Source organism: Dactylosporangium sp. NPDC000244 (assembly GCF_040300725.1).
GTDB lineage: Bacteria > Actinomycetota > Actinomycetes > Mycobacteriales > Micromonosporaceae > Dactylosporangium.
This window is the reverse complement of record NZ_JBEPEH010000037.1, coordinates 39,302-62,764: the sequence shown is the minus strand read 5'-3', so window position 1 is coordinate 62,764 and position 23,463 is coordinate 39,302. Positions and strand designations below refer to the sequence as shown.

General features: G+C 73.0%; 25 protein-coding genes. 10 read left to right on the top strand and 15 right to left on the bottom strand.

Translation table 11 applies throughout. From position 1 onward, the window contains the following. Positions 1 to 3: 3 nt before the first annotated feature. From ABT369_RS42015 to ABT369_RS41980, 8 genes are read right to left on the bottom strand one after another with little or no spacing between them, the layout of a single operon-like run. Positions 4 to 420, bottom strand: coding sequence for a hypothetical protein (locus tag ABT369_RS42015; RefSeq protein ID WP_350621262.1), 417 nt, complete (start codon positions 418 to 420; stop codon positions 4 to 6). Between the two features lie 47 nt (positions 421 to 467). Then, on the bottom strand, positions 468 to 980 hold the full coding sequence (locus ABT369_RS42010) for a tetratricopeptide repeat protein (protein WP_350621260.1): 513 nt from the start codon (positions 978 to 980) through the stop codon (positions 468 to 470). Continuing rightward, positions 977 to 1,813 (bottom strand): trehalose-phosphatase, encoded by an 837-nt coding sequence (gene otsB, locus ABT369_RS42005; RefSeq protein ID WP_350621258.1) that lies wholly within the window; start codon positions 1,811 to 1,813, stop codon positions 977 to 979. Before otsB ends, ABT369_RS42010 begins: the two co-directional genes overlap by 4 nt. Positions 1,814 to 1,822: 9 nt before the next feature. After that, on the bottom strand, positions 1,823 to 2,611 hold the full coding sequence (locus tag ABT369_RS42000) for an ABC transporter ATP-binding protein (protein WP_350621256.1): 789 nt from the start codon (positions 2,609 to 2,611) through the stop codon (positions 1,823 to 1,825). A gap of 15 nt (positions 2,612 to 2,626) precedes the next feature. After that, positions 2,627 to 3,388 (bottom strand): ABC transporter permease, encoded by a 762-nt coding sequence (locus ABT369_RS41995; protein WP_350621254.1) that lies wholly within the window; start codon positions 3,386 to 3,388, stop codon positions 2,627 to 2,629. After that, complete coding sequence (locus ABT369_RS41990) at positions 3,385 to 4,194, bottom strand: class I SAM-dependent methyltransferase (protein ID WP_350621252.1); 810 nt, start codon at positions 4,192 to 4,194, stop codon at positions 3,385 to 3,387. The genes ABT369_RS41995 and ABT369_RS41990 overlap by 4 nt, the downstream gene beginning before the upstream one ends. Before the next feature lie 3 nt (positions 4,195 to 4,197). Further along, positions 4,198 to 5,217, bottom strand: coding sequence for an ABC transporter substrate-binding protein (locus ABT369_RS41985; RefSeq protein ID WP_350621250.1), 1,020 nt, complete (start codon positions 5,215 to 5,217; stop codon positions 4,198 to 4,200). Between the two features lie 36 nt (positions 5,218 to 5,253). After that, the gene (locus ABT369_RS41980) at positions 5,254 to 6,384 is read right to left on the bottom strand and encodes an ABC transporter substrate-binding protein (protein WP_350621248.1); all 1,131 of its coding nucleotides are present in this window, start codon (positions 6,382 to 6,384) and stop codon (positions 5,254 to 5,256) included. Positions 6,385 to 6,701: 317 nt separating this feature from the next. On the opposite strand from ABT369_RS41980, the gene ABT369_RS41975 reads away from it, so the two are divergent. From ABT369_RS41975 to ABT369_RS41960, 4 genes are read left to right on the top strand one after another with little or no spacing between them, the layout of a single operon-like run. After that, positions 6,702 to 9,194 carry a sensor histidine kinase gene (locus ABT369_RS41975; protein WP_350621246.1) on the top strand — a complete coding sequence of 831 codons (2,493 nt, stop codon included), beginning with the start codon at positions 6,702 to 6,704 and terminating at the stop codon, positions 9,192 to 9,194. After that, complete coding sequence (locus ABT369_RS41970; RefSeq protein WP_350621244.1) at positions 9,191 to 9,598, top strand: roadblock/LC7 domain-containing protein; 408 nt, start codon at positions 9,191 to 9,193, stop codon at positions 9,596 to 9,598. The genes ABT369_RS41975 and ABT369_RS41970 overlap by 4 nt, the downstream gene beginning before the upstream one ends. After that, the gene (locus ABT369_RS41965) at positions 9,599 to 9,967 is read left to right on the top strand and encodes a DUF742 domain-containing protein (protein WP_350621242.1); all 369 of its coding nucleotides are present in this window, start codon (positions 9,599 to 9,601) and stop codon (positions 9,965 to 9,967) included. Next, positions 9,948 to 10,550: a GTP-binding protein gene (locus ABT369_RS41960; RefSeq protein ID WP_350621240.1), complete on the top strand. Its 603-nt coding sequence runs from the start codon at positions 9,948 to 9,950 to the stop codon at positions 10,548 to 10,550. The genes ABT369_RS41965 and ABT369_RS41960 overlap by 20 nt, the downstream gene beginning before the upstream one ends. 23 nt (positions 10,551 to 10,573) lie before the next feature. Here the strand turns inward: ABT369_RS41960 and ABT369_RS41955 are convergent, their stop codons facing one another. Next, the gene (locus ABT369_RS41955; RefSeq protein ID WP_350621238.1) at positions 10,574 to 11,350 is read right to left on the bottom strand and encodes an NPP1 family protein; all 777 of its coding nucleotides are present in this window, start codon (positions 11,348 to 11,350) and stop codon (positions 10,574 to 10,576) included. 362 nt (positions 11,351 to 11,712) lie between these two features. On the opposite strand from ABT369_RS41955, the gene ABT369_RS41950 reads away from it, so the two are divergent. From ABT369_RS41950 to ABT369_RS41940, 3 genes are read left to right on the top strand one after another with little or no spacing between them, the layout of a single operon-like run. After that, entirely contained in the window at positions 11,713 to 13,437 is a 1,725-nt protein-coding gene (locus tag ABT369_RS41950; RefSeq protein WP_350621236.1) for a glycosyl transferase, read from the top strand. 42 nt (positions 13,438 to 13,479) lie between these two features. Beyond that, positions 13,480 to 14,481, top strand: coding sequence for a glycosyltransferase family 2 protein (locus ABT369_RS41945; RefSeq protein ID WP_350621234.1), 1,002 nt, complete (start codon positions 13,480 to 13,482; stop codon positions 14,479 to 14,481). A gap of 7 nt (positions 14,482 to 14,488) precedes the next feature. After that, on the top strand, positions 14,489 to 15,262 hold the full coding sequence (locus ABT369_RS41940) for an alpha/beta fold hydrolase (protein ID WP_350621232.1): 774 nt from the start codon (positions 14,489 to 14,491) through the stop codon (positions 15,260 to 15,262). On the opposite strand, the gene ABT369_RS41935 is transcribed toward ABT369_RS41940, so the two are convergent. From ABT369_RS41935 to ABT369_RS41915, 5 genes are all read right to left on the bottom strand, one after another. Next, positions 15,226 to 17,262 carry an iron ABC transporter permease gene (locus ABT369_RS41935; RefSeq protein WP_350621230.1) on the bottom strand — a complete coding sequence of 679 codons (2,037 nt, stop codon included), beginning with the start codon at positions 17,260 to 17,262 and terminating at the stop codon, positions 15,226 to 15,228. The genes ABT369_RS41940 and ABT369_RS41935 overlap by 37 nt on opposite strands. Positions 17,263 to 17,279: 17 nt before the next feature. Then, on the bottom strand, positions 17,280 to 18,332 hold the full coding sequence (locus tag ABT369_RS41930) for an iron-siderophore ABC transporter substrate-binding protein (RefSeq protein ID WP_350621228.1): 1,053 nt from the start codon (positions 18,330 to 18,332) through the stop codon (positions 17,280 to 17,282). Next, entirely contained in the window at positions 18,329 to 19,165 is an 837-nt protein-coding gene (locus tag ABT369_RS41925) for an ABC transporter ATP-binding protein (RefSeq protein ID WP_350621395.1), read from the bottom strand. Before ABT369_RS41925 ends, ABT369_RS41930 begins: the two co-directional genes overlap by 4 nt. 75 nt (positions 19,166 to 19,240) lie before the next feature. After that, a complete protein-coding gene (locus ABT369_RS41920) occupies positions 19,241 to 20,104 on the bottom strand; it encodes an AraC family transcriptional regulator (RefSeq protein WP_350621226.1) in 864 nt (287 codons plus the stop codon). Between the two features lie 45 nt (positions 20,105 to 20,149). After that, positions 20,150 to 21,637, bottom strand: a complete 1,488-nt coding sequence (locus ABT369_RS41915) for a pectinesterase family protein (RefSeq protein WP_350621224.1) — start codon at positions 21,635 to 21,637, stop codon at positions 20,150 to 20,152. Between the two features lie 308 nt (positions 21,638 to 21,945). Here ABT369_RS41915 and ABT369_RS41910 point away from each other — a divergent pair, with 308 nt between their 5' ends. Both ABT369_RS41910 and ABT369_RS41905 read left to right on the top strand, forming a co-directional pair. Then, a complete protein-coding gene (locus ABT369_RS41910; protein WP_350621222.1) occupies positions 21,946 to 22,434 on the top strand; it encodes a hypothetical protein in 489 nt (162 codons plus the stop codon). Positions 22,435 to 22,525: 91 nt separating this feature from the next. Then, entirely contained in the window at positions 22,526 to 22,900 is a 375-nt protein-coding gene (locus ABT369_RS41905; protein ID WP_350621220.1) for a hypothetical protein, read from the top strand. Positions 22,901 to 22,939: 39 nt separating this feature from the next. Here the strand turns inward: ABT369_RS41905 and ABT369_RS41900 are convergent, their stop codons facing one another. Beyond that, positions 22,940 to 23,284 carry an SHOCT domain-containing protein gene (locus ABT369_RS41900; protein ID WP_350621218.1) on the bottom strand — a complete coding sequence of 115 codons (345 nt, stop codon included), beginning with the start codon at positions 23,282 to 23,284 and terminating at the stop codon, positions 22,940 to 22,942. Here ABT369_RS41900 and ABT369_RS41895 point away from each other — a divergent pair. Beyond that, positions 23,274 to 23,459 carry a hypothetical protein gene (locus tag ABT369_RS41895; protein WP_350621216.1) on the top strand — a complete coding sequence of 62 codons (186 nt, stop codon included), beginning with the start codon at positions 23,274 to 23,276 and terminating at the stop codon, positions 23,457 to 23,459. The two genes, ABT369_RS41900 and ABT369_RS41895, sit on opposite strands and share 11 nt — an antisense overlap. Positions 23,460 to 23,463: the final 4 nt, after the last annotated feature.

The following is a 23,463-nucleotide window of genomic DNA, read 5'->3' as shown; positions in this document are numbered from 1 at the left end:
TCCTCACTCGTCCAGCCAGGTGATCGTGCGGCGCTCGGGCCGCGGGGCGAGCGGCTCGAAGATCGGGCGCGGCGCGGGTCGCGGGACCGGCGGGCGGGGCGGCTCCGGCGGGGGATCGCTGCACCAGGGCGCGGCGGTCTCGAACTCGAACCCGTCGATCGGCACGGGCTCGACCCGGATCGTGGTGACGGCCGGCGCCGGCTCTCGCAGCGGCCGTATCGACAGCTGCGGCGCCTGCGGCTCGGGCTCGTGCCGCGCCGGCGCCGGGTGCGGTGGGATCGGTGGCGGCTTGGGCGGGATCGGGGGCGGCGGGCGGCTGAACAGCCCGGCGGCGGTCTCGCGGTTGGCGTAACGATCCCCGGCGGCCCTGGGCCCGGGGTCGCGGTCCGCGTCCTCGGCGCGTTTGCTGAATCGGACCACGTGCGGCACCTCCTCACCCCGGTGTACGCAGCGGAGGCGGCCCGGGATCAGCCCGGTTCGACCAGCCGGCGGGCGTAGTCGGCCATCGATCGCTGGTAGCGCGGCAGGTGCGCGGCGAGCGCCGCGACCGCCACCGACACGGCCTCCCGCTCGCGGCCCGTGTCGGCCAGGCACAGGGCGAGGGTCGCGCTGATCGCGTCGGCCAGCCCGCGCGTCGGCTCGTCGAGCCCGGCCGGGTCGAGGGCCCGCTCGGCCTCCAGCAGGGCCACCGCCGTGCCGGCCTGGCCGATGTTGCGCAGCGAGCTGGACATCTGGATCACCGCGCGGCGCCGCCGGTAGCCGGTGAGGCCGTGCTCGAGGGCGAAGCGGTAGAGGGGCACGGCCCGGTCGGAGTGCCCGGTCGAGTCCCAGGCGCCGGCCCGCTCGAAGGCCGCGACCGGATCGTCCGCGGGCAGTTCGTCCGCGAGCTCGTCGATCAGCGCGCGGAACGCGTCCTCGCGGCCCTCGTATTCGTCGATCGCCGCCCAGGCCTCGCCGACCCGCCGCTCCCAGTCGCTCACGCCGGCTCGGCCGGGGCCTCCGCGGCGTCGAGCGTGGCGCGCAGCCGGCCCAGCCACTGCGCGAACGCCTCGACGCCGTCGAACGTGCGGGTGGCGACCCCGAGCAGGTCCGGCGGCGTCTCCGGGCCGTGGGTCACCACCAGCGCGTGGCCGCCGCCGGCGACCGCCGCGTGCAGGGCCGGCAGGTCGCCCAGGTCGTCGCCGGCGTAGACGACGCGGGCCAGCCCGAGCCGGTCGACCAGCCGGGTCAGCGCGGTGCCCTTGTCCTGCCGGACGGGCGGGATCAGCTCCACGACGAGCTTGCCGGGCTCCGCCACCAGGCCGGTGCGGCCGGAGATCTCGCGCAGGGCCGCCGCCACGGCCTCGGCCGCCGCCGTGCGGTCCGGGGCCAGCCGCCAGTGCACCGCGACCGAGACGGCCTTGTCCTCGACCTTGACGCCGTCGGCGTCGTCGAACGTCCGGTGCAGTTCCGCGCTCGCCTCGTGCACCGCGGGAAGCCAGGCCTCGATGGCCGGCTCGGTGTGGGTGACGCCGTCGCGCAGCTCCTCGAGGCCGTAGGAGCCCAGCAGCGCCACGCCGTCGACCGGCGCCCGGTCACGCAGGAACGCCAGGGGCCGGCCCGAGATCAGGGCGACGAGATCGAGGCGCCGGGCGATCCCGGCGAGCAGTTCGGCGGTGCCGTCGAGCAGACGGCTCGCGGCCGGGTCGGTGACGATCGGTGAGAGCACCCCGTCGAAGTCCATCACGAGCCCGGCGCGCCCGGGCGCCGCGGTCAGGAGCTCGATCGTGGCGTCCGGTTCCGTCATCTGGACCTCACATCCGTCGGTCGCCATCGCGCCATTTTAGATCGCTTTCGTGTCCAGGAGGGGAACGGCGGCATCGGTGGCGTGCAACAGGTCGGTGAGTTCGGCCACGCGGGCCGCGACGTCCGTCAGGTGGGCGTTGCGCCCGAAGGAGCGCGGCCGGGGGATGTCGACCGTGATGATGCGCTGCACCCGGCCCGGGCGGCTGCTCAGCACCGCCACGCGGTCGGCCAGCAGCACCGCCTCCTGGATCGAGTGGGTCACGAAGACCGTGGTCGGGCGCATCTCCATGTGCACCTGCTGCAGCTGCCCCGCCAGCTCCTCCCGGGTGAGGGCGTCCAGGGCCGAGAAGGGCTCGTCCATCAGCAGGACGCTCGGGCGCTGGATGAGGGCGCGGCACAGGGCCACGCGCTGCTGCATGCCGCCCGAGAGCTCATGGGGCAGACGCCGGTGGAAGCCGGCCAGGCCGACCGCGTCCAGCAGGGACTGCGCGCGGGCGCGGTCGGGCGGGCGAACCCGGCCGCGCAGCTCCAGCGGCAGCAGGACGTTGCCGAGCACCGAGCGCCACGGCAGCAGGGCCGGGCGCTGGAACATCAGGGCGACGTCGGGGCGGGGACGGGCGACCGGGGCCGCGCCGATGGTGACGCGGCCCGCGGTCGGCGCCAGCAGACCGGCCACGAGCCGCAGCAGGGTCGACTTGCCGCAGCCCGAGCGGCCGATGACGGCCAGGAACTCGCCGGCCGCCACGGTCAGGTCGATCGCGCGCAGCGCCTCGACGTCGCCGGAGCGGGTGCGGAAGACCCGGGACACCCCGTCCAGCTCGATCATGACCCCTCCGGAGAACTAGGCGGAGATCGCGCGGGCCCAGGGCAGCAGCAGCCGCTCCAGGCCCACGACGAGGTAGAACAGCGCGATGCTCAGGACCGCCAGCAGGGTGATGGCGGCGAACGCGAGCGGGGTGTCCAGCGAGGTGCCGGAGAGCACGACGACCGCGCCGAGGCCGCCGTTGGGGCTGCTGATCTCCGCGACGACGGCGCCGATGACGGCCAGCGAGATGCCGAGCTTGAGCCCCACGAACACCTGGGGGAGGGCCCAGGGCAGGCGCACCTTGAGGTACGCCTGCCACCACGACGCCGACAGTGAGGTGGCCAGTTCGCCGAGGTCGGCCGGGGTCGACGACAGCCCGGCGGCCGCCGACACCACGATCGGGAAGAAGCTGATGAGCACGATCATCACGATCTTCGGGCCGGGGCCGTAGCCGAGCCACACGATCAGCAGCGGCGCGAGGGCCACCTTCGGGATCGAGTTCAGGGCGACGAGCAGCGGCAGGGTGGCCCGTTCGACCGCCCGGGACATGGTCAGCAGCATCGCGATGAGCAGGCCCGCGACCAGCGCGATCAGGAACCCCAGGGCCGTCTCGCGCAGCGTCGCCCCGGCCTCGGTGAGCAGGTACCGCGGCTGCGCCCGAAACGCCGAGACGACATCCGGGGGCGAGGGCAGGAAGAAGGACCGGATGCCGAAGAGCGCGGTCGCACCCCACCACAGCCCGACGGCCACCGCCGCCCCGGCGAGGGGCAGCGACAGTCCGGCCCATCGCGAGCTCATGACCCGTCCGGTCGCCGGCCGATGGTCGAGTACGTGAAATGGCTCCGGACGACCAGGCGGGGATCCCGCACGGCGGAGTACAACTGCCGGATCCGCTCCGGCGTGAACCCCGCGGCGACGAAGTCCTCGCGCAGCTGGGCCACGTTGACCGCGATCAGCACCGCCCCCGGGCTGCCCCCGGGCCAGGAGGCGGCGTTGATGACGGTGTCGACCCCGGTCAGCCCGTGCGCGAGCATCGTGGCGTGCACCCGCGCGGCCCAGGTGGGGTCGTTGCCGCGGGCCGGGAGCACCCGGTTCACCAGGATGTCGCGGTACTCCTCGATGAGCTGCGCCGTCTCGCGGTCCGGCGCGGCGAGGCACAGGTTGCCGAACTCCGTCGCCCAGTCCTCGATCACCAGGGCCCCGCCCGGGGCCAGCGCGGCCGCGAGCCGTTCGAGGACCGCCTCGCGCTCGGGGATGTGCAGCAGCACGAGCCGGGCGTGGATGACGTCCCACGGCCCGTCCGGCACCGGCTCGCGCACCAGGTCGTGCCGCAGCACCCGGAACCCGGCGTCGAGCGGCAGGTGCCGCACGTTGAGATCGGTGGCCAGCACGTCCGCGCCCCGCTCGGCGAGCCAGCGGGCCACGCTGCCGCCGCCCGCCCCGACCTCGAGGCAGCGCCGCCCGGCCAGGTCGCCGAGCGAGCCGAGGCGCTCGAAGGTGAGCGGGTCGAGGATGTCCGACAGGTGACTGTGCCGGCCGACGGACTCGGGGTCGTCGTTGTCGAACGAGTAGCGCGACGGGCCCGGGTCGATGGAGGTGCTCACGGCTCAGGCCTTCGGGGTGAGCGAGAAGTCGACGACCGCGTCCGGGGTCAGGCCGGCCGGGATGAGCCCGGCGGCCTGGAGCGTGGCGATCGCCCGGGCGACCCGCTCCTGCTCCATCACGCCGATCGCGCTGCCGGAGCTGACGTACGGCGTCATGAGCGTGATCTCGCCGACGGCGGCGGTGACGTCCGCGGCCGGCTGCGCCTTCTTGAGGATCTGCGCGGCCTCGTCGGGGTGCTCGATCGTGTACTTGAGCGCCTTGAGGCAGGCGTCGCGGAACCGGCGGGCGAGGTCCGGGCTGTCCTTGGCGATCTTCGCGGTGGTGATGATGCCGTTGCCGTACAGGTCGCCGAGGTACTTGCTGTAGGGCAGCACGACGGCCTTCTTGCCGCCAGCCGCCTTCTCGATGCCCTTGGAGCCGATGAGGAACGTGCTCAGCGCCTGGACCTGGCCGCCGGCCAGTAGCGCGGGGAGCTGGGCGGGCTGGGCGTTGACCCACTGGATCTTGCTCGGGTCGATGCCGGCCAGCTTGGCGTAGCCCGGGAACAGCAGCTGGTTCACCGAGCCGGTGGCGGCGCCGAGCTTCTTGCCCTCGAGGTCCTTGGGCGCGGAGATGCCGGAGCCCTCCAGCGCGATGATGGACACGAGGGTCTGCTGGTGGATCGCGGCGATCGTGCGGAAGTCCTTGTAATCGCCCTTGCCCGCGAGGATCCAGGCGCCGATCAGGTCCAGGTTGGCGAACTGCGCCTGCCCGGAGGCGAGGCCCTTGAGATTCTCGCCCGTCGCCGCGCCGAGCTGGATGGTGACGTCGAGGCCGGCCTCCTTGAAGTACCCCTTGTCCTGGGCCACCCAGGCGAACGCGTCGCGGCCGACCGCGCCGAACGCCGTCAGGTAGGTGACCTTGTCCGCCGGCTTTCCCGCGCCGGCCGCCGCGGGCTGCGGCTGCGAATCCGATGAGCACCCCGCCGCGCCGATCATGATGACGGCGAGCGCCGACACGAGCAATGTGCGATAACGCCTCACTGCCTGGACCCCCAAATTGAGTTTTCGAAAACTGATCTAGCCGAGCAGGCGCCACCGGCCGCCGCGCGCCTCGAGCATGGTCAGCGATTGCGGCGTGAACCCGGAATGATTGTCGGGCGTAAATCGAATGGAACCGCTGAGCCCGTCGATCTGCGCCGATTCCAGCCGGGCCCGCAGGGTGGGCCCGTCGAGCGATCCGGACTGCACCACGGCATTCGCGATGAGTTGTAAGGCGTCGGCCGCGAATGAGGCATGACCGTGGTAGGTGCCGTAGCGGGACGTGTAGTCCTGAAACCATTGCCGCCGGGCCGCCTTCGCGGGTGTGGTCGCGATGACGTCGTCGATGGCGAGCGTCGGCGTGAAGACCAGGGCGGTGGCGTCGGCGCCGGCGAACGGGGCGCCGAGGAAGAGCTCGCCCGCGGCGGCGGCGTCGAGGTAGACCTGGCCGTGGTAGCCGGCGTCGCGCACCGCCCCGAGCGCGAGCGCCGCCTGGGGCGGAAAGCCCCAGATCACGACCGCGTCCGGGCCGCCGGCCAGCGCCGTGCGGGCGGCCTTGCCGAGGTCGGTGTCGGCCGGCGCGAACTGGGCCCGGCCGACGACCTTCGCGCCGATCTTGCCGGCCTCGCGGGCCGTCGCGTCGGCGCCGTGCCGGCCGTAGGCGTCGTCGCTGGTCAGCAGCGCGACCTTGCGCTGGCCGGCCCGGCCGAGCTCGCCCGTCAGCACGACGGCGTCGTCGTCGGCGCTGGGGGCGAGGCGGAAGATGTACCGCCGCTCGGCCGGCGGCGCGATGACGTCCGCGACCGGCGACAACGCGATCGTCGGCACCCGTCGCTCGTCGATGGCCCGGGCCGCCCCGCCGGTGCAGTCGGCGCAGGTCCCGGTGACGATCGCGGTCACGGCCGGGTCCGCGGTGAAGGCCGTGAGCTGGCTGAGCGCGGTCGCCGGGTCGCCCCGGTTGTCCTTGATCCGCACGGTCAGCCGGCGCCGCCCGAGCAGCCCGCTCGCGTTGATCTGGGCCGCCCGCAGCTCCAGCGCCCGCTGGTAGGCCACGCCGACGTCGGCCGCGCTGCCCGACAGCTCGAGGCTCGCCGCGACGAGGATGTCGGCCTCGTTCTTGGCATTGGCAGGCGTGCACGCACTGGTCGATATCAGGGCCACCGCCAGCATCGCCGCAACATAGCGCCCGCGCCGCAAGTCGATTCCCCTCGATCGAAGCCCCGTTCATTCGGATGCACACCTTGCCAACTCGCGCGAGGTCGGTCAAGTGGGTCAAAATGCGCCGTGTTAACTTCTCCGGCATCGCTTACCTAGTGGTAGCAATAAATGCGCTGGTTACACCTGTGATCGACATTGCTCGCTTGATCAACAAATGCGCCCGGCGCGCCTGACGGGGTTTCCGAGATCGTGTCGTTCGTGGTGGAATGCCGTGTCCTGCGCCCCGGCACCCGCTCATTGGCGGCCACGAGTACGCGGAGAACTCGCGCATGCCCGTATCGAACAGGCCTGCCGGTGGTGGGTTTCGCATCCGCCGGCCGCGGCTGGCCAACGCCCGCATCCGCTCGAAGCTCGGCCTGATCCTGCTGATCCCGCTGCTGGCGATCGTCACGCTGGCCGCGCTGCGGCTGCACGACGCGGCCGCCCGGGCCAGCGACGCCGACACGGTCGGGGCCCTGACCCGGCTCTCCGCCGACGTCTCCGGCCTCGCCCAGGAGGTCCACCTCGAGCGCATGGCCGCCGCGGCGCTGCTCTCCGCGGCCGACGCGAAGCCGGACGCGTACAACCGCCAGATCGTGCGCACCGACGCCGCCGTCGCCGGCTACACCAAGCGCCGCGACTCCCTCGGCGCCGCCGTGCCGGCCGGCGTGCGGGACCGCCTGGAGCGCATCGACGCCCAGCTCGACGTGCTGGCCGCGATCCGCAAGGACGTCGGCGGCCGCCGGGGCGTGTCGGTCGCCGAGGTGCTGCTGCGCTACGGCGTCGTCGCCGACGACCTCGTCTCCTACCGCGAGGCCGTCGCCCAGGTCCGCACCGACCAGGCGCTCGCCGACGAGCTGCGGGCGGCCGCGGCGTTCTCCAAGGCCAAGGCGCGGGTCGCCGAGCAGGAGGCGGTCGCCTACGCCGCCCTGAAGTCCGGCTCCCTCGACGCCCACCAGCTTGCCGCGCTGCTGGCCACGCTCACCGGCCAGCAGGAGGCCTTCGTCGCGTTCTCGCTGTCGGCCAGCGTGCCCCAGCGCCGCATCGTCGAGTCCGCCATCGCCGGCGACGCGACCCAGATGGCCGACGACCTGACGAGCACCCTGCAGCGCACGGCCGGCCAGCCGCGCACGGTCGGCGCCGAGGATGCGGTGGCCGTCTTCGGCGCCGTCAACGACCTCATGCGCTGGACCGAGGCGCGCCTCGACGACCAGCTCGTCGGCGACGCGAAGGCCGTCGGCTCCGCGGTGCGCCGCCAGGTCGTGCTCGAGTCCGCGGTGCTCTTCGCGGTCCTCGCGCTCGTGGCCGGCCTGGCCTTCGCCACCGCCCGCTCGATGGTCCGCTCGCTGCGGCGGCTGCGGCAGACCGCGCTCGGCGTGGCCGAGCACGACCTGCCCGAGCTCGTCCTGCGGCTGCGCGACGCGCGGACGGTGCAGGAGCGCTCGCCGCGGGAGATCGCCGCCGAGATCCGCACCCCGGCCGGGCTCGACCGCCGCGACGAGATCGGCGAGGTGGTGCGCGCGTTCGACACCGTGCACCGCGAGGCGGTCCGGGTCGCGGCGGAGCAGGCCGTGCTGCGCGACAGCGTCTCGGCGATGTTCCTCAGCGTCGCCCGCCGCAGCCAGACCCTCGTCGACCGGATGATCGGCCAGCTCGACCGGATCGAGCGCGGCGAGGACGACCCGAAGCGGCTCGCCGAGCTGTTCCAGCTCGACCACCTCGCCACCCGGATGCGGCGCAACGACGAGAACGTGCTCGTGCTGGCCGGCGCCGACACCGCGCCGCCGCGCCGCCAGGACGCGCCGCTGCTCGACGTGATCCGGGCCGCCCAGTCCGAGATCGAGCTCTACGAGCGGGTCGAGCTCGCCGAGACCGACGGGGACGTGCTCGTCGCCGCGCCCGCCGTCAACGACGTGGTGCGGCTGCTGGCCGAGCTGCTGGACAACGCGACCCGATTCTCGCCCCCGCACGCGCCGGTCCTGGTCTCCGGGCGGCGCATCGGCGACCGCACGATCGTGCGCGTCGAGGACCGCGGCCTCGGCATCGACCCCGCGGCGCTGACCGACTTCAACCGCCGCCTGGCCGAGCCGGCGCCGGTCGACGTCGGCGCGTTCCGGCTCATGGGCATCGCGGTCGTCGGCCGGCTCGCCGCCCGGCACCGCGTCACGGTGCGGCTGGGCGACAACGCCGGCGGCGGGACGGTCGCCGAGGTCGTGCTGCCCGCCGGTGCGCTCGTGCGGACGCCGGTCGAGCGGCGCGCGGCGCTGCCGACCCGGCGCCCGGCCGCCCCGCCGCCGCAGGCGCCGGTCGCCGTGCCGCGGCGGGAGGAGCGCCGGCTGGACCCGCTGGGCGCAACCGCCGGGTCCTCGGCCGCGGACGACACCACGGAGCTGCCGATCTTCCGGGCGATCGAGGACACCTGGTTCCACGAGCGCGGCCACAGCGCGCTCACCGGACCGCCGCCGCCCGCGCCCGCCGCGCCACCCGCCAACGGCGCGGCCAAGGGCGGCTGGCGGACGCGGGCCGACGAGGGCTGGCGGGCCGCCGCCGCGGCGCAGCACCCGCACACCGACGCCAGCACCCGCTCCGGCCTGCCGATCCGCTCGCCGCAGGCCCAGCTCGTGCCCGGCGGCGTGCCCGCGCGCCCGGCCAAGCTCAAGCGGCCCAGCGCCGAGGAACTGCGCGGGCTGTTGTCGTCGTACCAACGGGGAGTCCAGCGCGGACGTCAGGCCGGCGCGGCCACGACGGACCACGCCCAGCCAGCGGAGGAGAACCACAGATGAGCGGGTCCGGCGCACTGGAGAGCCTGAGCTGGCTGCTGGACAGCTTCGCCCAGCCCCTGAACGGGGTCGCGCACGTCATCGCCGTCTCGGCCGACGGCCTGCTGCTGGCCGCCACCGGCGACCTCCCGCCGGACCGGGCCGAGCAGCTCGCCTCGATCACGGCCGGGCTGGTCAGCCTCACCTACGGCGTCGGCCGGCACTTCGACGGCGGCCGGGTGCGGCAGACGATCGTGCACATGGAGGCCGGCTACCTGATCCTCATGGCGATCAGCGACGGCTCGTCGCTCGTGGTGCTCGCGGCCCGCGACTGCGACGTCGGCCACGTCGGCTACGAGATGGCGCTGCTGGTCGAGCGGGTCGGCAAGTCGCTGGTGTCACCGCCGCGGGAGACGGTGGCCCCGTAGATGGTCCAGGGCGGCGAGGAGGACCCGCGCGGAGCCCTGGTGCGTCCGTACGCGGTGACCCGCGGCCGGACCGAGCCCACGCGCGAGATCGCGATCGAGGCGGTGCTGCTCACGATGCGGCAGGGGGTGGAGGCGAGCCGGTACGCCGGGCGGGACTGGCAGCGCATCGCGGACCTGTGCATCGACCGGCCGCAGTCGCTGGCCGAGGTCGCGGCCTGCCTGCGCGTCCCGCTCGGCGTCGCCCGGGTGCTGGTGGCCGACATGATCACCGAAGGGATCCTGACCCTGCACGAGCCGCTCGAGGCGGGCGACTCGCAGGAGCGGATCCACGTCCTGGAAAGGGTTCTCATTGGACTCCGCAACCTCTGAGCGGCGCCGCCCGGGCGCGAGCCGGATCACCGCCGTGAAGATCCTCATCGCCGGAGGGTTCGGCGCCGGCAAGACCACGCTCGTCGGCGCGATCTCGGAGATCACCCCGCTCACCACCGAGGCGATCATGACCGCGGCCGGCGTGGGGGTCGACGACACCGGCGGCGTGCCGGCGAAGAGCACCACGACGGTGGCGATGGACTTCGGGCGGATCACGATCGCCGAGGACCTGATTCTGTACCTCTTCGGCACCCCCGGCCAGAACCGCTTCTGGTTCATGTGGGACGAGCTCGCCCGGGGCGCCCTCGGCGCGGTCGTCATCGTGGACACCCGCCGCATCGAGGACAGCTTCGCCGCGCTCGACTTCTTCGAGCACCGGGGGCTGCCGTACCTGGCCGCGGTCAACTGCTTCGAGGGTGCGCCGCGCTACGACGCCGAGGAAGTGCGCCAGGCGCTGGCGATCGCCGGGCACGTGCCGCTCGCCCTGTTCGACGCCCGCTCGCGGGACTCGGTGAAGCACACGCTGATCGCCGTCGCCGAGCACGCGCTGCGGGCGCTGACCGCGGGCCGGCCCCGTTCCTGACGGAGCCGGCCGGCGGGTGCGGGTCAGGCCGCCGGGTCGAACGGGATCCCGGTGGGCTTGGACGCGGTGAGCAGCGGCACGAACCGGCCATCGTTGATCTTGATGGTGGCCGAGCCGAAGTCGGCGGTCATGAGCCGGTCGCGCAGCGCCGTGCTGGGCCAGCCGTTCCAGTCGACCAGCGGCGGGTAGCGCCAGGTGTGGTAGTGGTTCTCCGGCGGTTCGTCGTTGCCGTTGGCGAGCCGGAAGAAGTGGGTCGAGGCGCCGTCCTTGTGGTAGACGGTCTTCGGGTGCGAGCCGTCGAAGCGCACCTGCGAGCGCGGGTAGGTCACCTGGCTGCTGTGCTGCGTCGTGGTCACGTACTCGACCTGGTTCGTCGCCTGGTTGACCCAGGAGATGACGTGCTCCCAGTCGTGCCGGTGGCCGCCGAGGCTGATGCCGGGCAGCGCCTGGTCCTTCTCGAAGTAGCTGGCGTAGACGATCGCGCACCAGCCGTTGTTGCACTTCGAGCGGGCGTAGGTCTGCGAGCGGTCGAGGTCGGACTGGTCCCGGCAGTTGCCGTTGAGCGCCCCGGTCGGGTTGAGCCCCGGGTTCAGGGTGCCGGTGGGGCTGATGGCCGCCACGGCGTAGCAGCCGTCGGTGTCGTAGTCGTAGGCGGGGGAGAACGACTGCTCGTACCCGCCGGCGTTCTGCGGCAGGTTCGGCAGCGAGTCGGCGAAGGCCGCCGTCGCGGGCAGCAGGACGACGAGTGCGGCCAGGCCGGCCACGATCATCGACGCGGTACGACGATGCCTGGGTTCCAATGCGTCCCCTTCACGGGTCGTCGGTACGCCAAAATATCAACTCGGCAAATATCGATGAACGCAAGTATCCCGCGCGACCGGCCGGGTGTGAACATCCGACCGTTGCCGGGTGAACCGCAGTCCGGCGGACGGCGCGGTTTCGCGGCCGTCAGGTCACGCTGAGCAACCGGACAGATGACGTTTTCGTGACGTGGGCGCACAACCGCCGGGCCGGACCGTTCGGGGCACCTCGTCACGCGTAATGCTCTAGTCTCCTGGCCATGTCCGTCGTCAGGGCCGACCAAGAGGCCGGCGAGCGAGTGACTGCCGAGGAGCCGGAGAGTCCGGCGAACGCCCCCGACGGAACATCCCGTTTTCGGCGGATGCGCACCGATCTGCTCATCCTGGCTGGTTTCGTCGCCGTTGGCGGCTACCTGTTCTCCCAAGTCTGGCTGTCCCCGGGCGACCGCATCCTCGCGCACAGTTACAACGACCACTATCAGTTCGAGTGGTTCCTGGCGGTCGACACCTACAACATCACGCACCTGCACAACCCGTTCTTCACCGACCTGCAGAACGCCTCCGTCGGCGTGAACCTCATGGGCAACGCGAGCGTGCTCGGCCTGGCCCTGCCGCTGCTGCCGATCACGCTGCTGTTCGGGCCGAGCGTCAGCTTCCTGCTCGCGGTCACGCTCGGGTTCGCGCTGACCGCCTTCGGGTGGTACTGGGTGCTGCACCGCCACCTGTGCGCGCACCGGATCGCGGCGGTGCTGGGCGGCGGGTTCGCGGCCTTCGCGCCGACGATCGTCTCGCACGGCAACGCGCACCTGAACCTCGTGTCGATGTTCCTGGTGCCGTGGATCGTGCGCTTCGCGCTGCGCCTGTTCCGCACCACGCGGCCGGTCCGCGACAGCGTGATCCTGGGCCTGCTGATCGCCTACCAGGCCCTCATCGGCGAGGAGATCCTGCTGATGACGGCGATGGCGCTCGGGATGTTCGTGATCGTCTACGCGTTCCCGCTGCTGCCCGACCTGCGCACGATGGTCCGCCCGTTCCTGACCGGGATCGCCGTCGCCGTCGGGGTGTCGCTGCCGCTGCTGGCCTACCCGCTGTGGATGCAGTTCGCCGGCCCGCGCCACTACGACAGCCTGGGCGGCCTCGCGTACGTCACCAACGACCTCAACACGCTCTTCGAGTACTCCACGACCTCCGTGGGCAACCTCGGCGGCACGCTGACGTCGACCAACTACGCGGAGGAGAACGGCTACTTCGGCTGGGCGCTGCTCATCCTCGGCGCCGGGCTCGCGCTGTGGCTGTGGCGGGACCGGCTCGTGCGCACCGTGGCCGTCCTCGGCGCGATCGGGCTCGCGTTCAGCCTCGGCCCGGACGTCGGCTGGTACTTCGAGCGCACCGGGGTGCCGGGGCCGTGGAAGCTGTTCGTGGAGTTGCCGATCCTCGACTCGATGAACGTGGGCCGCTTCACCTTCCTGACCGTGGTCGCGCTCGGCGTGATGCTCGCCGTGGCCACCGACCGGATCATCAAGGCCTCGGCCGACGGCGGCGTCAAGCGCGCCGGGGTGCCGCTGCGCCTGGTGTGGGCGGCCGCCCTCGCCGCCGCCCTGGTGCCGCTGGTGCCGCTGCCGCTGCCCGCGACCGGGCGCCCGCCGGTGCCGCACTTCTTCACCTCGGGGGCCTACAAGCAGTACATCGCGGAGAACCACACGGTCGTCCCCGTCCCGGCGCTGAAGGCCACCGGCGACATGACCGCGCTGACCTGGCAGATGGCGACCGGGATGGACTTCCGGATGCCGGAGGGGTATTTCATGGGCCCCCTCGGCCCCGACAACATCGCCACCAACGAGCCGCCGCCCGGCCCGGTCACCTCGGTGCTGCTCGATGTCGCCAAGACCGGCAAGGCCGTCCAGCTCACCTCCGCCCAGCAGGCCGACATGCTGGCCGAGCTGCGCAAGTGGCAGGCCGACGCGGTCGTCGTCTACCGCGTCGAGGCGCTGCCGCAGCTGCGTGAGACGCTGGATCCGCTGCTCGGCTCCGGCCGGCAGGTCGACGACGTCTGGCTGTGGGACGTCCGAGCGCTGACCCGTGAGTAAGACCGTGACGTTCCGCACCGAGGACACCGGGGAGCTTTCGGTATGAGCACGACCGCAGAGCACACGACGACGCTGTCCGTCGTCGTGCCGATGTACAACGAGGAGGCCGTCATCCCGATCATGGCCGAGCGGTTGCGCAAGGTGCTCGACGGGCTGGACGTGTCCTACGAGGTCGTCGCGGTCGACGACGGCAGCACCGACGCCACCGCGGCCGTGCTGGTCGGGCTGCGCCGCTACTGGCCGCAGCTGCGGGTCATCCGGCTGCGGCGCAACGGCGGCCACCAGGCGGCCCTGACCGCGGGCCTGCACCGCTCGGTCGGCGACTACGTGGTCAGCATCGATGCGGACCTCCAGGACCCGCCGGAGCTGATCAAGGACATGCTGGACATGGCCCGGTCGCAGAACCTCGACATCGTGTACGGCGTGCGCAACGACCGCAGCACCGACACGATGTTCAAGCGCTGGACGGCGGTCGGCTACTACCGCATGATGCGCGGCATCGCGGGCAACCGGATGCCGCACAACGCGGGCGACTTCCGGCTGCTGAGCCGGGTCACGGTCGACGCGTTGCGGGCCCTGCCGGAGCAGCAGCCGGTGTACCGCCTGCTCGTGCCCTGGCTCGGCTTCCCCAGCGGCACCGTGGAGTACAGCCGGGAGCGCCGCGCCGTGGGCGTGACGAAGTACCCGCTCACCAAGATGGTGCGCCTGGCCGCGGACAGCGTGACGAGCTTCTCGGCCGCCCCGCTGCGCATCGCCACCTGGCTCGGCCTGGCCGGGTTCGCCGTGTGCATCGGGCTCGTCGTGTGGGTGCTGGTGGCGTACTTCGCCGGCGTCACCGTCCCCGGCTGGGCCTCGCTCTCGGTGGTGCTGCTCTTCCTCGGCGCCGTGCAGCTGCTCTGCCTCGGGCTGCTGGGCGAGTACGTCGGGCGGATCTTCGCGGCCTCGCAGGGGCGCCCGATGTTCTTCATCGCCTACGACTCCTCCGAGGAGGTCGTGGTCCCCGCGTTCGAGGACGACCCGGTCTCGGCCGGCCAGAGCCGGTAGGGCTCAGATGCCGTATCACCGCATCGGCGGCGTCGACCTCTACGCCGAGGCCGCCGGTGCGGGCGAGCCGGTCCTGCTGCTGCACGGCGGCTTCTGCTCGCTGGAGTTCTTCCGGGCCCAGGCCGACGCCCTGGCGGCCGGGCACCGGGTCCACGCGTTCGAGCGGCCCGGGCACGGACGCTCGGCGGACATCGACGGGGAGTACTCCTATGCCCGGGGCGTCGCCGACACCCTCGCCTACCTCGACGCCGCCGGGCTCGACCGGGCCCACGTGATCGGGTTCTCCGACGGCGCGATCATCGGCCTGCTGCTCGCCCTCGACCACCCCGAGCGGGTGCGGTCGCTGGTCGCCATCAGCGCCAACCTCGACCCGTCGGCCTTCGCGGAGCCCGCAGCGGACGAACCGGACGGCGACGAGCCGGACGGGGACCGGCCCGACGTCGAGCGCATGCACTACGAGCGGCTCTCGCCGGACGGGCCGGAGCACGCGGATGTCGTACTGGCCAAGCTCCTGCGCCTCTGGACCAGCGAACCGAACCTCGACCCGGCCGACCTGGCCCGCATCGCCGCGCCGGTGCTGGTGATGGCGGCCGACCGCGACACCATCCGCCCGGAGCACACGCTGCTCATCGCCCGGTCCATCCCCGGCGCGCAGCTGGCGATCGTGCCGGGCACCACGCACCTGCTGGTCACCGAGCGCCCCGAGCTGGTGACGACCCTGATCCTGCAGTTCGTGCGGTCCCTTCAGGCGCGGGAGCGCCGCAGCAGCCAGACGAAGTAGGGGGCGCCGATCAGGGCCATCATGAGCCCGGCGGGGACCTGCGACGGGGCGATGACGGTGCGGCCGAGGGTGTCCGCGACGCACACGAGCAGCGCGCCGAGCAGCATGGCGACCGGGACGATGCGCCCGTGCCGCACGCCGGCCAGCGCGCGGGCGATGTGCGGGGCGACGAGCCCGACGAAGCCGACGACGCCGACCGGGATCACGCTCACCGCCGCCACGACCGCCGCGATCGCGAGCAGGGCCAGCCGCGCGCCCTCCCGCCGGACGCCGAAGACGCGCGGCGTGTCCTCGTCGATCGCCAGGAGATCGAGCTGGCGGCGCATCCCCAGCACCACGGGGGTGGCCACGAGCAGCACGACGGCCGCGGGCAGCACGTCGGCGAGGGAGCGGCCGTAGGTCGTGCCCGAGAGCCAGGTGAGGATCCGCGGCGTGTCCCACGGGTCGGCGCGCAGCAGCAGGAAGGTGCTGACGTCGCTGAGCGCGTAGCCGCAGCCGATGCCGATGAGCAGGAAGCGGTCCGGCAGCAGCCCGCCGCGCCAGGCCAGCCCGGCGATGAGCGCGAAGGTGGCGAGCCCGGTCGCGACGGCGGCGACGATGAGCGCCGGCCGCCCGCCCGCCGCCCCCGAGGTCACGACGATCACCGCGCCGAGCCCGGCGCCGGCCGTGATGCCGAGCACGCCCGGCTCCGCGAGGGGGTTGCGGACCGTGCCCTGCACGACGGTGCCGGCGAGGGCGAGCGCCGCGCCGGCGACGACGGCCGCCGCGACCCGGGCGAGCCGGTCGTCGAGCGCCCGGCCGATCAGGTCCGGCGCGGCGCCCCGCAGCCAGAGCGCGACGTCGCCGGTGCGCAGCCACAGGCTCCCGGCCAGCAGGCCGACGAGCACCGCCCCGGCCAGCAGCACCGCGGCGACGGCGACGACGGCGAGGAAGCGGCGCCGCGAGCGGGTCGCGACGCGGGCCTGCGGTGCCTCGCGCACGGCTCCGGCGTCGCGCAGCCGCAGCGCGAGGACCACGATGACGGCGGAGCCGAGCAGCGAGGTCGCGATGCCGGTCGGGATCGAGGCGGCCGCCTGGGCGCCGAGCACGGCCCGCAGGACCGCGTCGGCGAGCAGGACCAGCAGCGCGCCGGCGAGCCCGCAGGCCGGGACGAGGAAGCCGTGCCGGCCGAGCACGCCGATCCGGTTCGCGGCGAGGCGCACGGCGACGGGCGCGGCCAGGCCGATGAAGGCGATGGGACCGGCGAGCGTGACCGAGACGCTCGTCAGCAGCACCGCGCAGAGCACCGCGAGGAGCCGGGTCGAGCGGACCGGCACGCCGAGCGAGGCGGCCGCGTCGTCGCCGAGGCCGAGCACGTCCAGCCGCCGGGACAGCAGCAGGCCGGCGCCGAGCACGACGGCGATGACCGGGGCGGCGCGCCCGGCGGCGTCGAGGTTCAGCTGGGCGAGCGAACCGCTGCCCCAGGCGTACAGCCCGGTGGTGCTCTCCTTGAACAGGATCAGCAGCATCGCGGTCGCCGCGTCGAGCGCGAGGGCCACCGCCGAGCCGGCCAGGATCAGCCGGGTCGAGCCGATCCCCGCGGCGCTGCCGGCGAGGGCGAGCACGATCCCGGCCGCGAGCAGCCCGCCGCCGAAGGCGACCGCGCCCGAGGCCCACAGCGGCACCGCGAGACCGAACGCGGCGACCGCGCACAGCGCGAAGTAGGCGCCGGCCGTGACCGCGAGGGTGTCCGGGGCGGCGAGCGCGTTGCGGGTGACCGACTGCAGCAGCGCCCCGGCGACGCCCAGGGCCACGCCGACCGCGGTCCCGGCGAGCACGCGCGGCAGGCGCGAGCCGGTCACGACGTCGGCGATCGGGACGCCGCCGACGGTCTCGTGCGCGCCGGACAGGTACCGCAGCAGGTCCTGAAACCCGACCCCGGAGGTGCCCTGCGTCACGTGCCACAACCCGGTCACCACGACGGCGAGGAGCAGGACGGCCAGGACGGCCGCCCCGCTCACGCCGCGAGCCCAGGGCCTCACCCCTTGGTCAGGATGTTCACGTAGGCGTCGATCGCCTGCTCGTTCGACAGCGGTCCGCCGGCGCCCCAGAGCCCGGCCGGGAAGGCGTACGCGCGCCCCTCCTTGACGGCCGGCAGCGAGGTCCAGATCGTGCTCTTCCTGAGCTCGGGGACGTAGCTCTCGGGCGTCTGGTCGTCGGAGTAGAACAGGGTCGCGCCGCCGACGGCGGTGAGGCCCTCGATGTCGGTCTGGGCGAGCCCGTAGGCGGGGTCGACGCCGCCGTTGCCGTAGGTCTTGTCGATCTCGTCCGTCCACGCCGGGGTCAGGCCGAGCTGCTGGCCGAGCTCGGTGAACAGGGCGCCCTTGCCGTACGGCCGGATGACGACGTTGCCGCCCTCGATCCAGCCGTCGAAGAACAGGAAGCTCGTGGTCTTCACATGGGCGTCGGCGACCTTCTGCCGGCCCGCGGCGAGGTGCTCGTCGAAGCGCCGCAGCACCTGCTCGGCGCGCTCGGTCCGGCCGACCGCCGTCGCGATCATCGAGAAGACCTTCTTCATGTTCGCGATCTGCCCGCCGGCGTCGGCCCCGACGGTCGCGAGCACCGGGACGCCGCGCTGGGCGAGCTTGGTGAGCAGCTCGTCGTCGGCCTTGAACGCCTCGATGATGATGAGGTCCGGCTTGGTCGCGAAGAGCGCGTCGAGGTCGGGCTGGCCGCGCTCGCCGACGGAGACGACGCCCTGGGGCAGCGCCTCGGCCTTCACGTAGGTGCCGTAGCCCTTCGCGTCGGCGACCGCGACCGGGGTGCGGCACAGCGTGAGCAGGTCCTCGGTCTGCTGCCACTCGAGGACCGCGACCCGCTCGGCGGGCTTGGCGAGCTCGACCTTGCGCCCGACGCCGTCGGTGAGCGACACCGGGCCGGTCGCCGTCTTCGTGGTGTCCTCGGCGCAGCTCGCCGACGCGGGGACGGCCGCGCTGGGGCCGGCCGCGGCGCTGTCGACGTTCGTGGTGCCGCAGGCCGTGAGGGCCGCGGCGACCGCGGTGAGCGCCGCGAGGCGGGTGATACGGGTCATGCGGGGTCTCCTGAGGGGATCCGGGTGCGGGCGGCGTGCCGCCCGACGGGGTCGATGCGGAGGTGGCCGGTGCGCGGGTCGACGGCGACTTCGACGCGCAGGTCGTAGACGGCGCCGATGTGCTCGGCGGTCAGCACGTCGAGCGGGTCGCCCGCGGCGTGGATGCGGCCGTGGTGCATGAGCAGGAGCGTGTCCGCGACGCGGGCGGCCTGGTCGAGGTCGTGCAGCACGAGGCCGACGGCCACGCCGTGCTCGTCGGCGAGGTCGCGGACCAGGTCGAGCGTCTCGACCTGGTAACGCAGGTCCAGATGGTTCGTCGGCTCGTCGAGCAGCACGACGCCGGTCTCCTGGGCCAGGCAGGCGGCGAGCCAGACGCGCTGCACCTCGCCGCCGGAGAGCTCGCCGACCGTGCGATCGGCCATGTCCGACACGCCGGTGAGCGCCATGGCCCGGCCGATCGCGGCGCGGTCGGCGGGGGAGGGGCCGGCGAAGCCGCGCCGGTGCGGGTGGCGGCCGAAGGCGACGACCTCGCTGACCGTCAGCCCGTGCGGGGCCGGGCGCGACTGCGAGAACAGCGTGACCTCGCGCGCGAACTGCCGCGCGTTGAGCTGCGACACCGCGCGCGGCGGCGAGCCCAGCACGATGCTGCCCTCGCTCACGCGGTGCAGCCGGGCCAGGGCCCGCAGCAGCGTGGACTTGCCGCTGCCGTTCGGGCCGACCAGCGCCGTCACCCGACCGGCGTGCAGCTCGACCGAGACGCCGTGGACGACCGGTGTGCGGCCGTACCGTAAAAGCAGCCCTTCACCACACAGCAGCTCTTCACCACGCAGCATGGTCACGGCCGGCTCCTTCGCGCAGGGGCGACCGATTTAGTAAGGGTTGCCTTGCCTAAGCAGGCTAGGTGATGATCAAGCTGTCGGCAATCCGGCATCCGGGACAGGCGATACGGGATTCCGGACACCGAGCGCGCCCGGCGTGACCCGCATCACCCGCCGGAACGCGGCGATGAACGTGCTCGGCTGGGCGTAGCCGAGCGACTCGGACACGCCCCGCACGTCGGCGCCCTCCGACAGCAGCGCCATCGCCTCGTGGACGCGCAGCGCCTGCCGCCACTGCGCGAACGACAGCCCCGTCGCACCCCGGAACGCCCGGGTGATGGTCCGCTCGCTCACGCCCAGCCGGTCCGCCCAGTCCCGCAGGCCGCGGTCGTCGGAGGGGTCCGCGAGCAGCGCCTCGGCGATCGCGTCGATGCGCGGGTCCCCGGGCAGCGCGAGCGCGAACTGCCGATCCGCGGGCTCGAGCACGTCGAACACGACCGCCTCGGTCCGCGCCCGCGCGTCCGCCGCGAGATCCCGGCGGGCCAGGCGCAGCAGCAGCGACTCCAGCAGCGGGGTCATCGCGATCGAGGTCGGCCCCGCGAACGCGACCGGCGTCCCGCCGGGCTCGAAGAAGGCGTCGAAGAAGTCGGCCCCGGCCGTGAGCCGGCCCCCGTGCACCACGCCGGCGGGCATCCACAGCCCGAACCCGGCCGGCACGGTGAAGATCCGGTTCCCGACCCGCGAGGTCAGCGTCCCGCCCCGCACCCACACCAGCTCGTGCGCCGGATGCGAGTGCGGCGCCCACTCCGTCGGCACGCCGGTCGCCTCCGACTCGGCGACGATGACGGACGGCGCCGGGCCGGCCGGCGGCACCGGCACGGCCCGGCGCAGCACGGTGCTCGGCTCGCGCCGCCAGGTGCCGAGACCGATGTCATCCGGGGCCCGCGAGACCATGCGGCCGAGCCTACGTGGCCCCGCGGGCCGGATGCGCCGGCGCGGTTACATCGGGTTCCAGCCGTCGGAGCCGGCCAGGTACTTCTGCGGCGTGTAGTTCGCGGCCTGCGAGTCGCTCATCTGCGGCCGGTTGCTGTTGAAGGTGGCGCCCGCCCCGGTGTTGCGGTACTCGAAGAATCGCGCGTTCTTCCACGTGGCGTCGCCCATGTCGGTCCACGGCTGGGCGGTCTTGATGGTGGCACTGAGGCTCGACTCGCGGTAGAGCACCTGCGCCCCCTGCCGCCAGGGCCGGCCCAGCTGCGTGACGTTGTTCGCCGCGCCGGTGATGGTCGACTTGTAGAACAGGAAGCCGTACGTCTTGGCGGGATCGGTGCTGGCGGCCGTGATCGGGCCGCCGGTGCTGCGCTTCTCGAAGATGGAGCAGGCGTTGAAGACCGCGGTGCCGCCGCTGTAGATGAAGTCGACGGTGCCCTCGATGTAGGAGCCGGTCACGTACAGCCGGGCGTTGTCGTTGATCTGGAACGTGTCCTGGTCGCCGAGGAGCCGGACGTTGCGCAGGATCGAGCGGTCGGCGTCCAGCTGCAGCGCCACCGCCTGCTGGCCGCTGGTCTGCGTGCTCTCGTCGAAGTCGTTGCTGACGGTCAGGTTCGTCAGCACGCTGTCGTGGCCGTTGACGAACATGGTGGCGCTGCCCCCGGGGAAGCCGCCGCCGGCCCAGTGGTTGTAGACGATGGTCGTGTTGCCGGGGGAGGAGCCGAGGCCCTGCAGCGTGATGTAGGGCTTGTTCGCGGGGATGGTGACGATCTCCCGGTAGGTGCCGGGCTTGATGGTGATGGTGACCCGGCTCGTGTTGTTCGCCGGGACCGCGTTGACGGCCGCCTGGACGGTCTTGTACTTGCCGGTGCCGTCCGCCGCGACGGTGGGCGTGCCGCTCGTCGGGGGCGGGCTCGCGGTCGCCGTCGCGCCGGCGACGTAGTTGAACGACCACTGCATGCGCGCGATGTCCGAGCAGGTCTCCTGCACGATCGGATTGTTGCCGGCCGTGGAGCCGTCCTTGTCGCTCAGGCAGAGCCCGGACGAGACGCTCTTCACGACGAACTTGCCCGCGGCCGCCGACGAGGCCGTGAAGGTCCACTGCTGATTGGTGGAGACGCCGCAGGTGTACTGCCACAGCTGGGTGCCCGTCGTGGTGGACGAGTACGGCACGTCGACGCACTTGCCGCTGTTGGTGTTCACCAGGTTGAACGCGCTGCCCTGCGCGATCACGGTGAACTGCTGATCGGTCGCGGCGCTGTTGCAGGCGATCTGGACCAGCAGCGCGCTGTTGGCGCTCGAGGCGCCGGCGACGTCGACGCACTTGCCGCTGGCGCCGCTGGCCAGGGTGTAGACGCCGCCGGCCGTGGGGCTGGTGGCCGCCTCCGACGGCCACGCCGATACGGCGAGCACGGCGAGCGGCACGGCCAGGAGCACCGCGGCGATGCCGGCGGCCCGGACGGTGAGCCGGCGCCGCCGCGCCGGAATGTGTGGATGCACGGGAACCTCCAGAGCGGGTGCGGGGTTCGATCAGTGCGAGAGATGCCTCACCCGGCGCCCGGATTACGGATAGTTCGCCGCAGGGGCGCGGTCGCCTGGTCAGCGGCGCGAGACCGCGAAACTTTCACCGGCTCCCCGGGCGCGGCGAATCATGTCGGCCGGGTGACGTACGGACGTCCGGCAGCAAGCAGCGTTGACCTCGCGACATACATCCACGCATGGGCGCAACGGAGGCACACATGACCGCAGGCACCGCTGAACGAACCCGACAGCAGGCCCAGGGCCAGGAAGGCGAGGGAGAGGAGAGCATGCTTCCGATCCTGCTGACGGCGTTGATGGCGCGCCGTCACCGGCAGGGCGAAGGCCTGATCGAGCACCCGCTCCTGCTCGCCGCGCTGGCCAACCGCAAGCAGGAGGGCCGCAACATCTTCGAGCACCCGCTGTTCATCGCCGCGATGATGCGTCAGCGGCAGGAGAGCGGCGGCGAGGAGGGCATCGAGCACCCGCTGCTGCTGATGGCCGCGCTGGCCAGCCGGCGGCAGGAGGGCCGGAACATCTTCGAGCACCCGCTGCTGGTGGCCGCGATGATGCGTCAGCGGCAGGAGAGCGGCGGCGAGGAGGGCATCGAGCACCCGCTGCTGCTGCTCGCTGCGCTGGCCAGCCGGAAGCAGGAGGGCCGGAACATCTTCGAGCACCCGCTCCTGGTGGCCGCGATGATGCGCAACCGGCAGGAGAGCGGCGGCGGCGAGGGCATCGAGCACCCGCTCCTGGCCGCCGCCATGCTGGCCCGCCGCTGACGGCCTGGCCCACGATCCGCCCTTCGGCCGCGGCCGAAGGGCGGATCGCGCCGAATCCGACTCGGGTCCCGACTATCGCTGAGGAGTCATCATGGCCGAAAGAGGGCCGAAGGAAGAACCCGCGCACGAGTCACACGAACCGATCGAGTCGCTGATCGACGACGCCATCCGGGAGATCCTCGAGGAGGCGGGCACGCCCCGGGCCGCGCACGCCAGGTCCACGGCGCCGCTGCTCGACGCGATGCTGTCGGCGACGCCCGCGCGCGGCGGGGAACGGGGATCGGTGCTCGAGCGCGTCCTGCTCGCCGAGGCGCTGGCGGGCGCCCTGGCCGACGCGCTGGCGCCCGCGCTGGCCGCGGTCCTCGCGCCGAGGATCGTGGACATGCTCGAACACCACAACAGCGGTGACGCCGAGCCGCACGAGAAGGTGGCGGCCGGCCGCACCCGCAAGTCCGACAGCAAGTGACCAGCTCGCCGGCTTGCGGCGGGGTGACCCGTTCGCCGGTCAGCCGCGCGCCCGCATGGCGTCGGCGCCGTCCGACGCCAGCGCCGAAGCCTTGGCCCGGTCGTACTCCGACTGGGTCAGCACGCCGCGCCGCTGCAGGTCGGCGAGCTTGACGAGCTCGTCGGCCGTGCTCGGCGAGCCGGCCACCTCGCGGACGTACTCGCGGACCTCGGCCTCGCGACGCTCCGCCCGCTGCCGGGCCCGCTCGTTCATCGACCGGCCCCGCGCGACGAGGTACACCAGCGCCCCGATCCACGGCAGCACGATGAGGAACACCGTCCAGGCGGCCTTGCCCCAGCCGCTGACGTCCGGGTCGCGGTACAGGTCGTTCAGCATGGAGATCATCAACCAGATCCATGCGAACATCACCATGAACCACAGCGTGTACAGCACAATCTCACCGAACGACATCTTTGTCGCCCCCTCCGGTTACGCGGGCCCGCAGACGGCTCACGCGACGCGGGCTAATCCCCACGACATCAGCGTCGAACGCCGGGTGCCGCGGGTCATCCTTCTTTGAAGAT

What these genes read in the sequence shown, in the direction of transcription:
- ABT369_RS41920 (WP_350621226.1), bottom strand. Translation starts at nt 20,104, where the DNA reads ATGGTCTCGCGGGCCCCGGATGACATCGGTCTCGGCACCTGGCGGCGC.
- ABT369_RS41930 (WP_350621228.1), bottom strand. Translation starts at nt 18,332, where the DNA reads ATGACCCGTATCACCCGCCTCGCGGCGCTCACCGCGGTCGCCGCGGCC.
- ABT369_RS41925 (WP_350621395.1), bottom strand. Translation starts at nt 19,165, where the DNA reads ATGCTGCGTGGTGAAGAGCTGCTGTGTGGTGAAGGGCTGCTTTTACGG.
- ABT369_RS41980 (WP_350621248.1), bottom strand. Translation starts at nt 6,384, where the DNA reads ATGCTGGCGGTGGCCCTGATATCGACCAGTGCGTGCACGCCTGCCAAT.
- ABT369_RS42000 (WP_350621256.1), bottom strand. Translation starts at nt 2,611, where the DNA reads ATGATCGAGCTGGACGGGGTGTCCCGGGTCTTCCGCACCCGCTCCGGC.
- ABT369_RS41940 (WP_350621232.1), top strand. Translation starts at nt 14,489, where the DNA reads ATGCCGTATCACCGCATCGGCGGCGTCGACCTCTACGCCGAGGCCGCC.
- ABT369_RS41950 (WP_350621236.1), top strand. Translation starts at nt 11,713, where the DNA reads ATGCGCACCGATCTGCTCATCCTGGCTGGTTTCGTCGCCGTTGGCGGC.
- ABT369_RS41945 (WP_350621234.1), top strand. Translation starts at nt 13,480, where the DNA reads ATGAGCACGACCGCAGAGCACACGACGACGCTGTCCGTCGTCGTGCCG.
- ABT369_RS41995 (WP_350621254.1), bottom strand. Translation starts at nt 3,388, where the DNA reads ATGAGCTCGCGATGGGCCGGACTGTCGCTGCCCCTCGCCGGGGCGGCG.
- ABT369_RS41905 (WP_350621220.1), top strand. Translation starts at nt 22,526, where the DNA reads ATGGCCGAAAGAGGGCCGAAGGAAGAACCCGCGCACGAGTCACACGAA.
- otsB (WP_350621258.1), bottom strand. Translation starts at nt 1,813, where the DNA reads ATGGCGACCGACGGATGTGAGGTCCAGATGACGGAACCGGACGCCACG.
- ABT369_RS41900 (WP_350621218.1), bottom strand. Translation starts at nt 23,284, where the DNA reads ATGATCTCCATGCTGAACGACCTGTACCGCGACCCGGACGTCAGCGGC.
- ABT369_RS41895 (WP_350621216.1), top strand. Translation starts at nt 23,274, where the DNA reads ATGGAGATCATCAACCAGATCCATGCGAACATCACCATGAACCACAGC.
- ABT369_RS41910 (WP_350621222.1), top strand. Translation starts at nt 21,946, where the DNA reads ATGCTTCCGATCCTGCTGACGGCGTTGATGGCGCGCCGTCACCGGCAG.
- ABT369_RS41970 (WP_350621244.1), top strand. Translation starts at nt 9,191, where the DNA reads ATGAGCGGGTCCGGCGCACTGGAGAGCCTGAGCTGGCTGCTGGACAGC.
- ABT369_RS41965 (WP_350621242.1), top strand. Translation starts at nt 9,599, where the DNA reads ATGGTCCAGGGCGGCGAGGAGGACCCGCGCGGAGCCCTGGTGCGTCCG.
- ABT369_RS41975 (WP_350621246.1), top strand. Translation starts at nt 6,702, where the DNA reads ATGCCCGTATCGAACAGGCCTGCCGGTGGTGGGTTTCGCATCCGCCGG.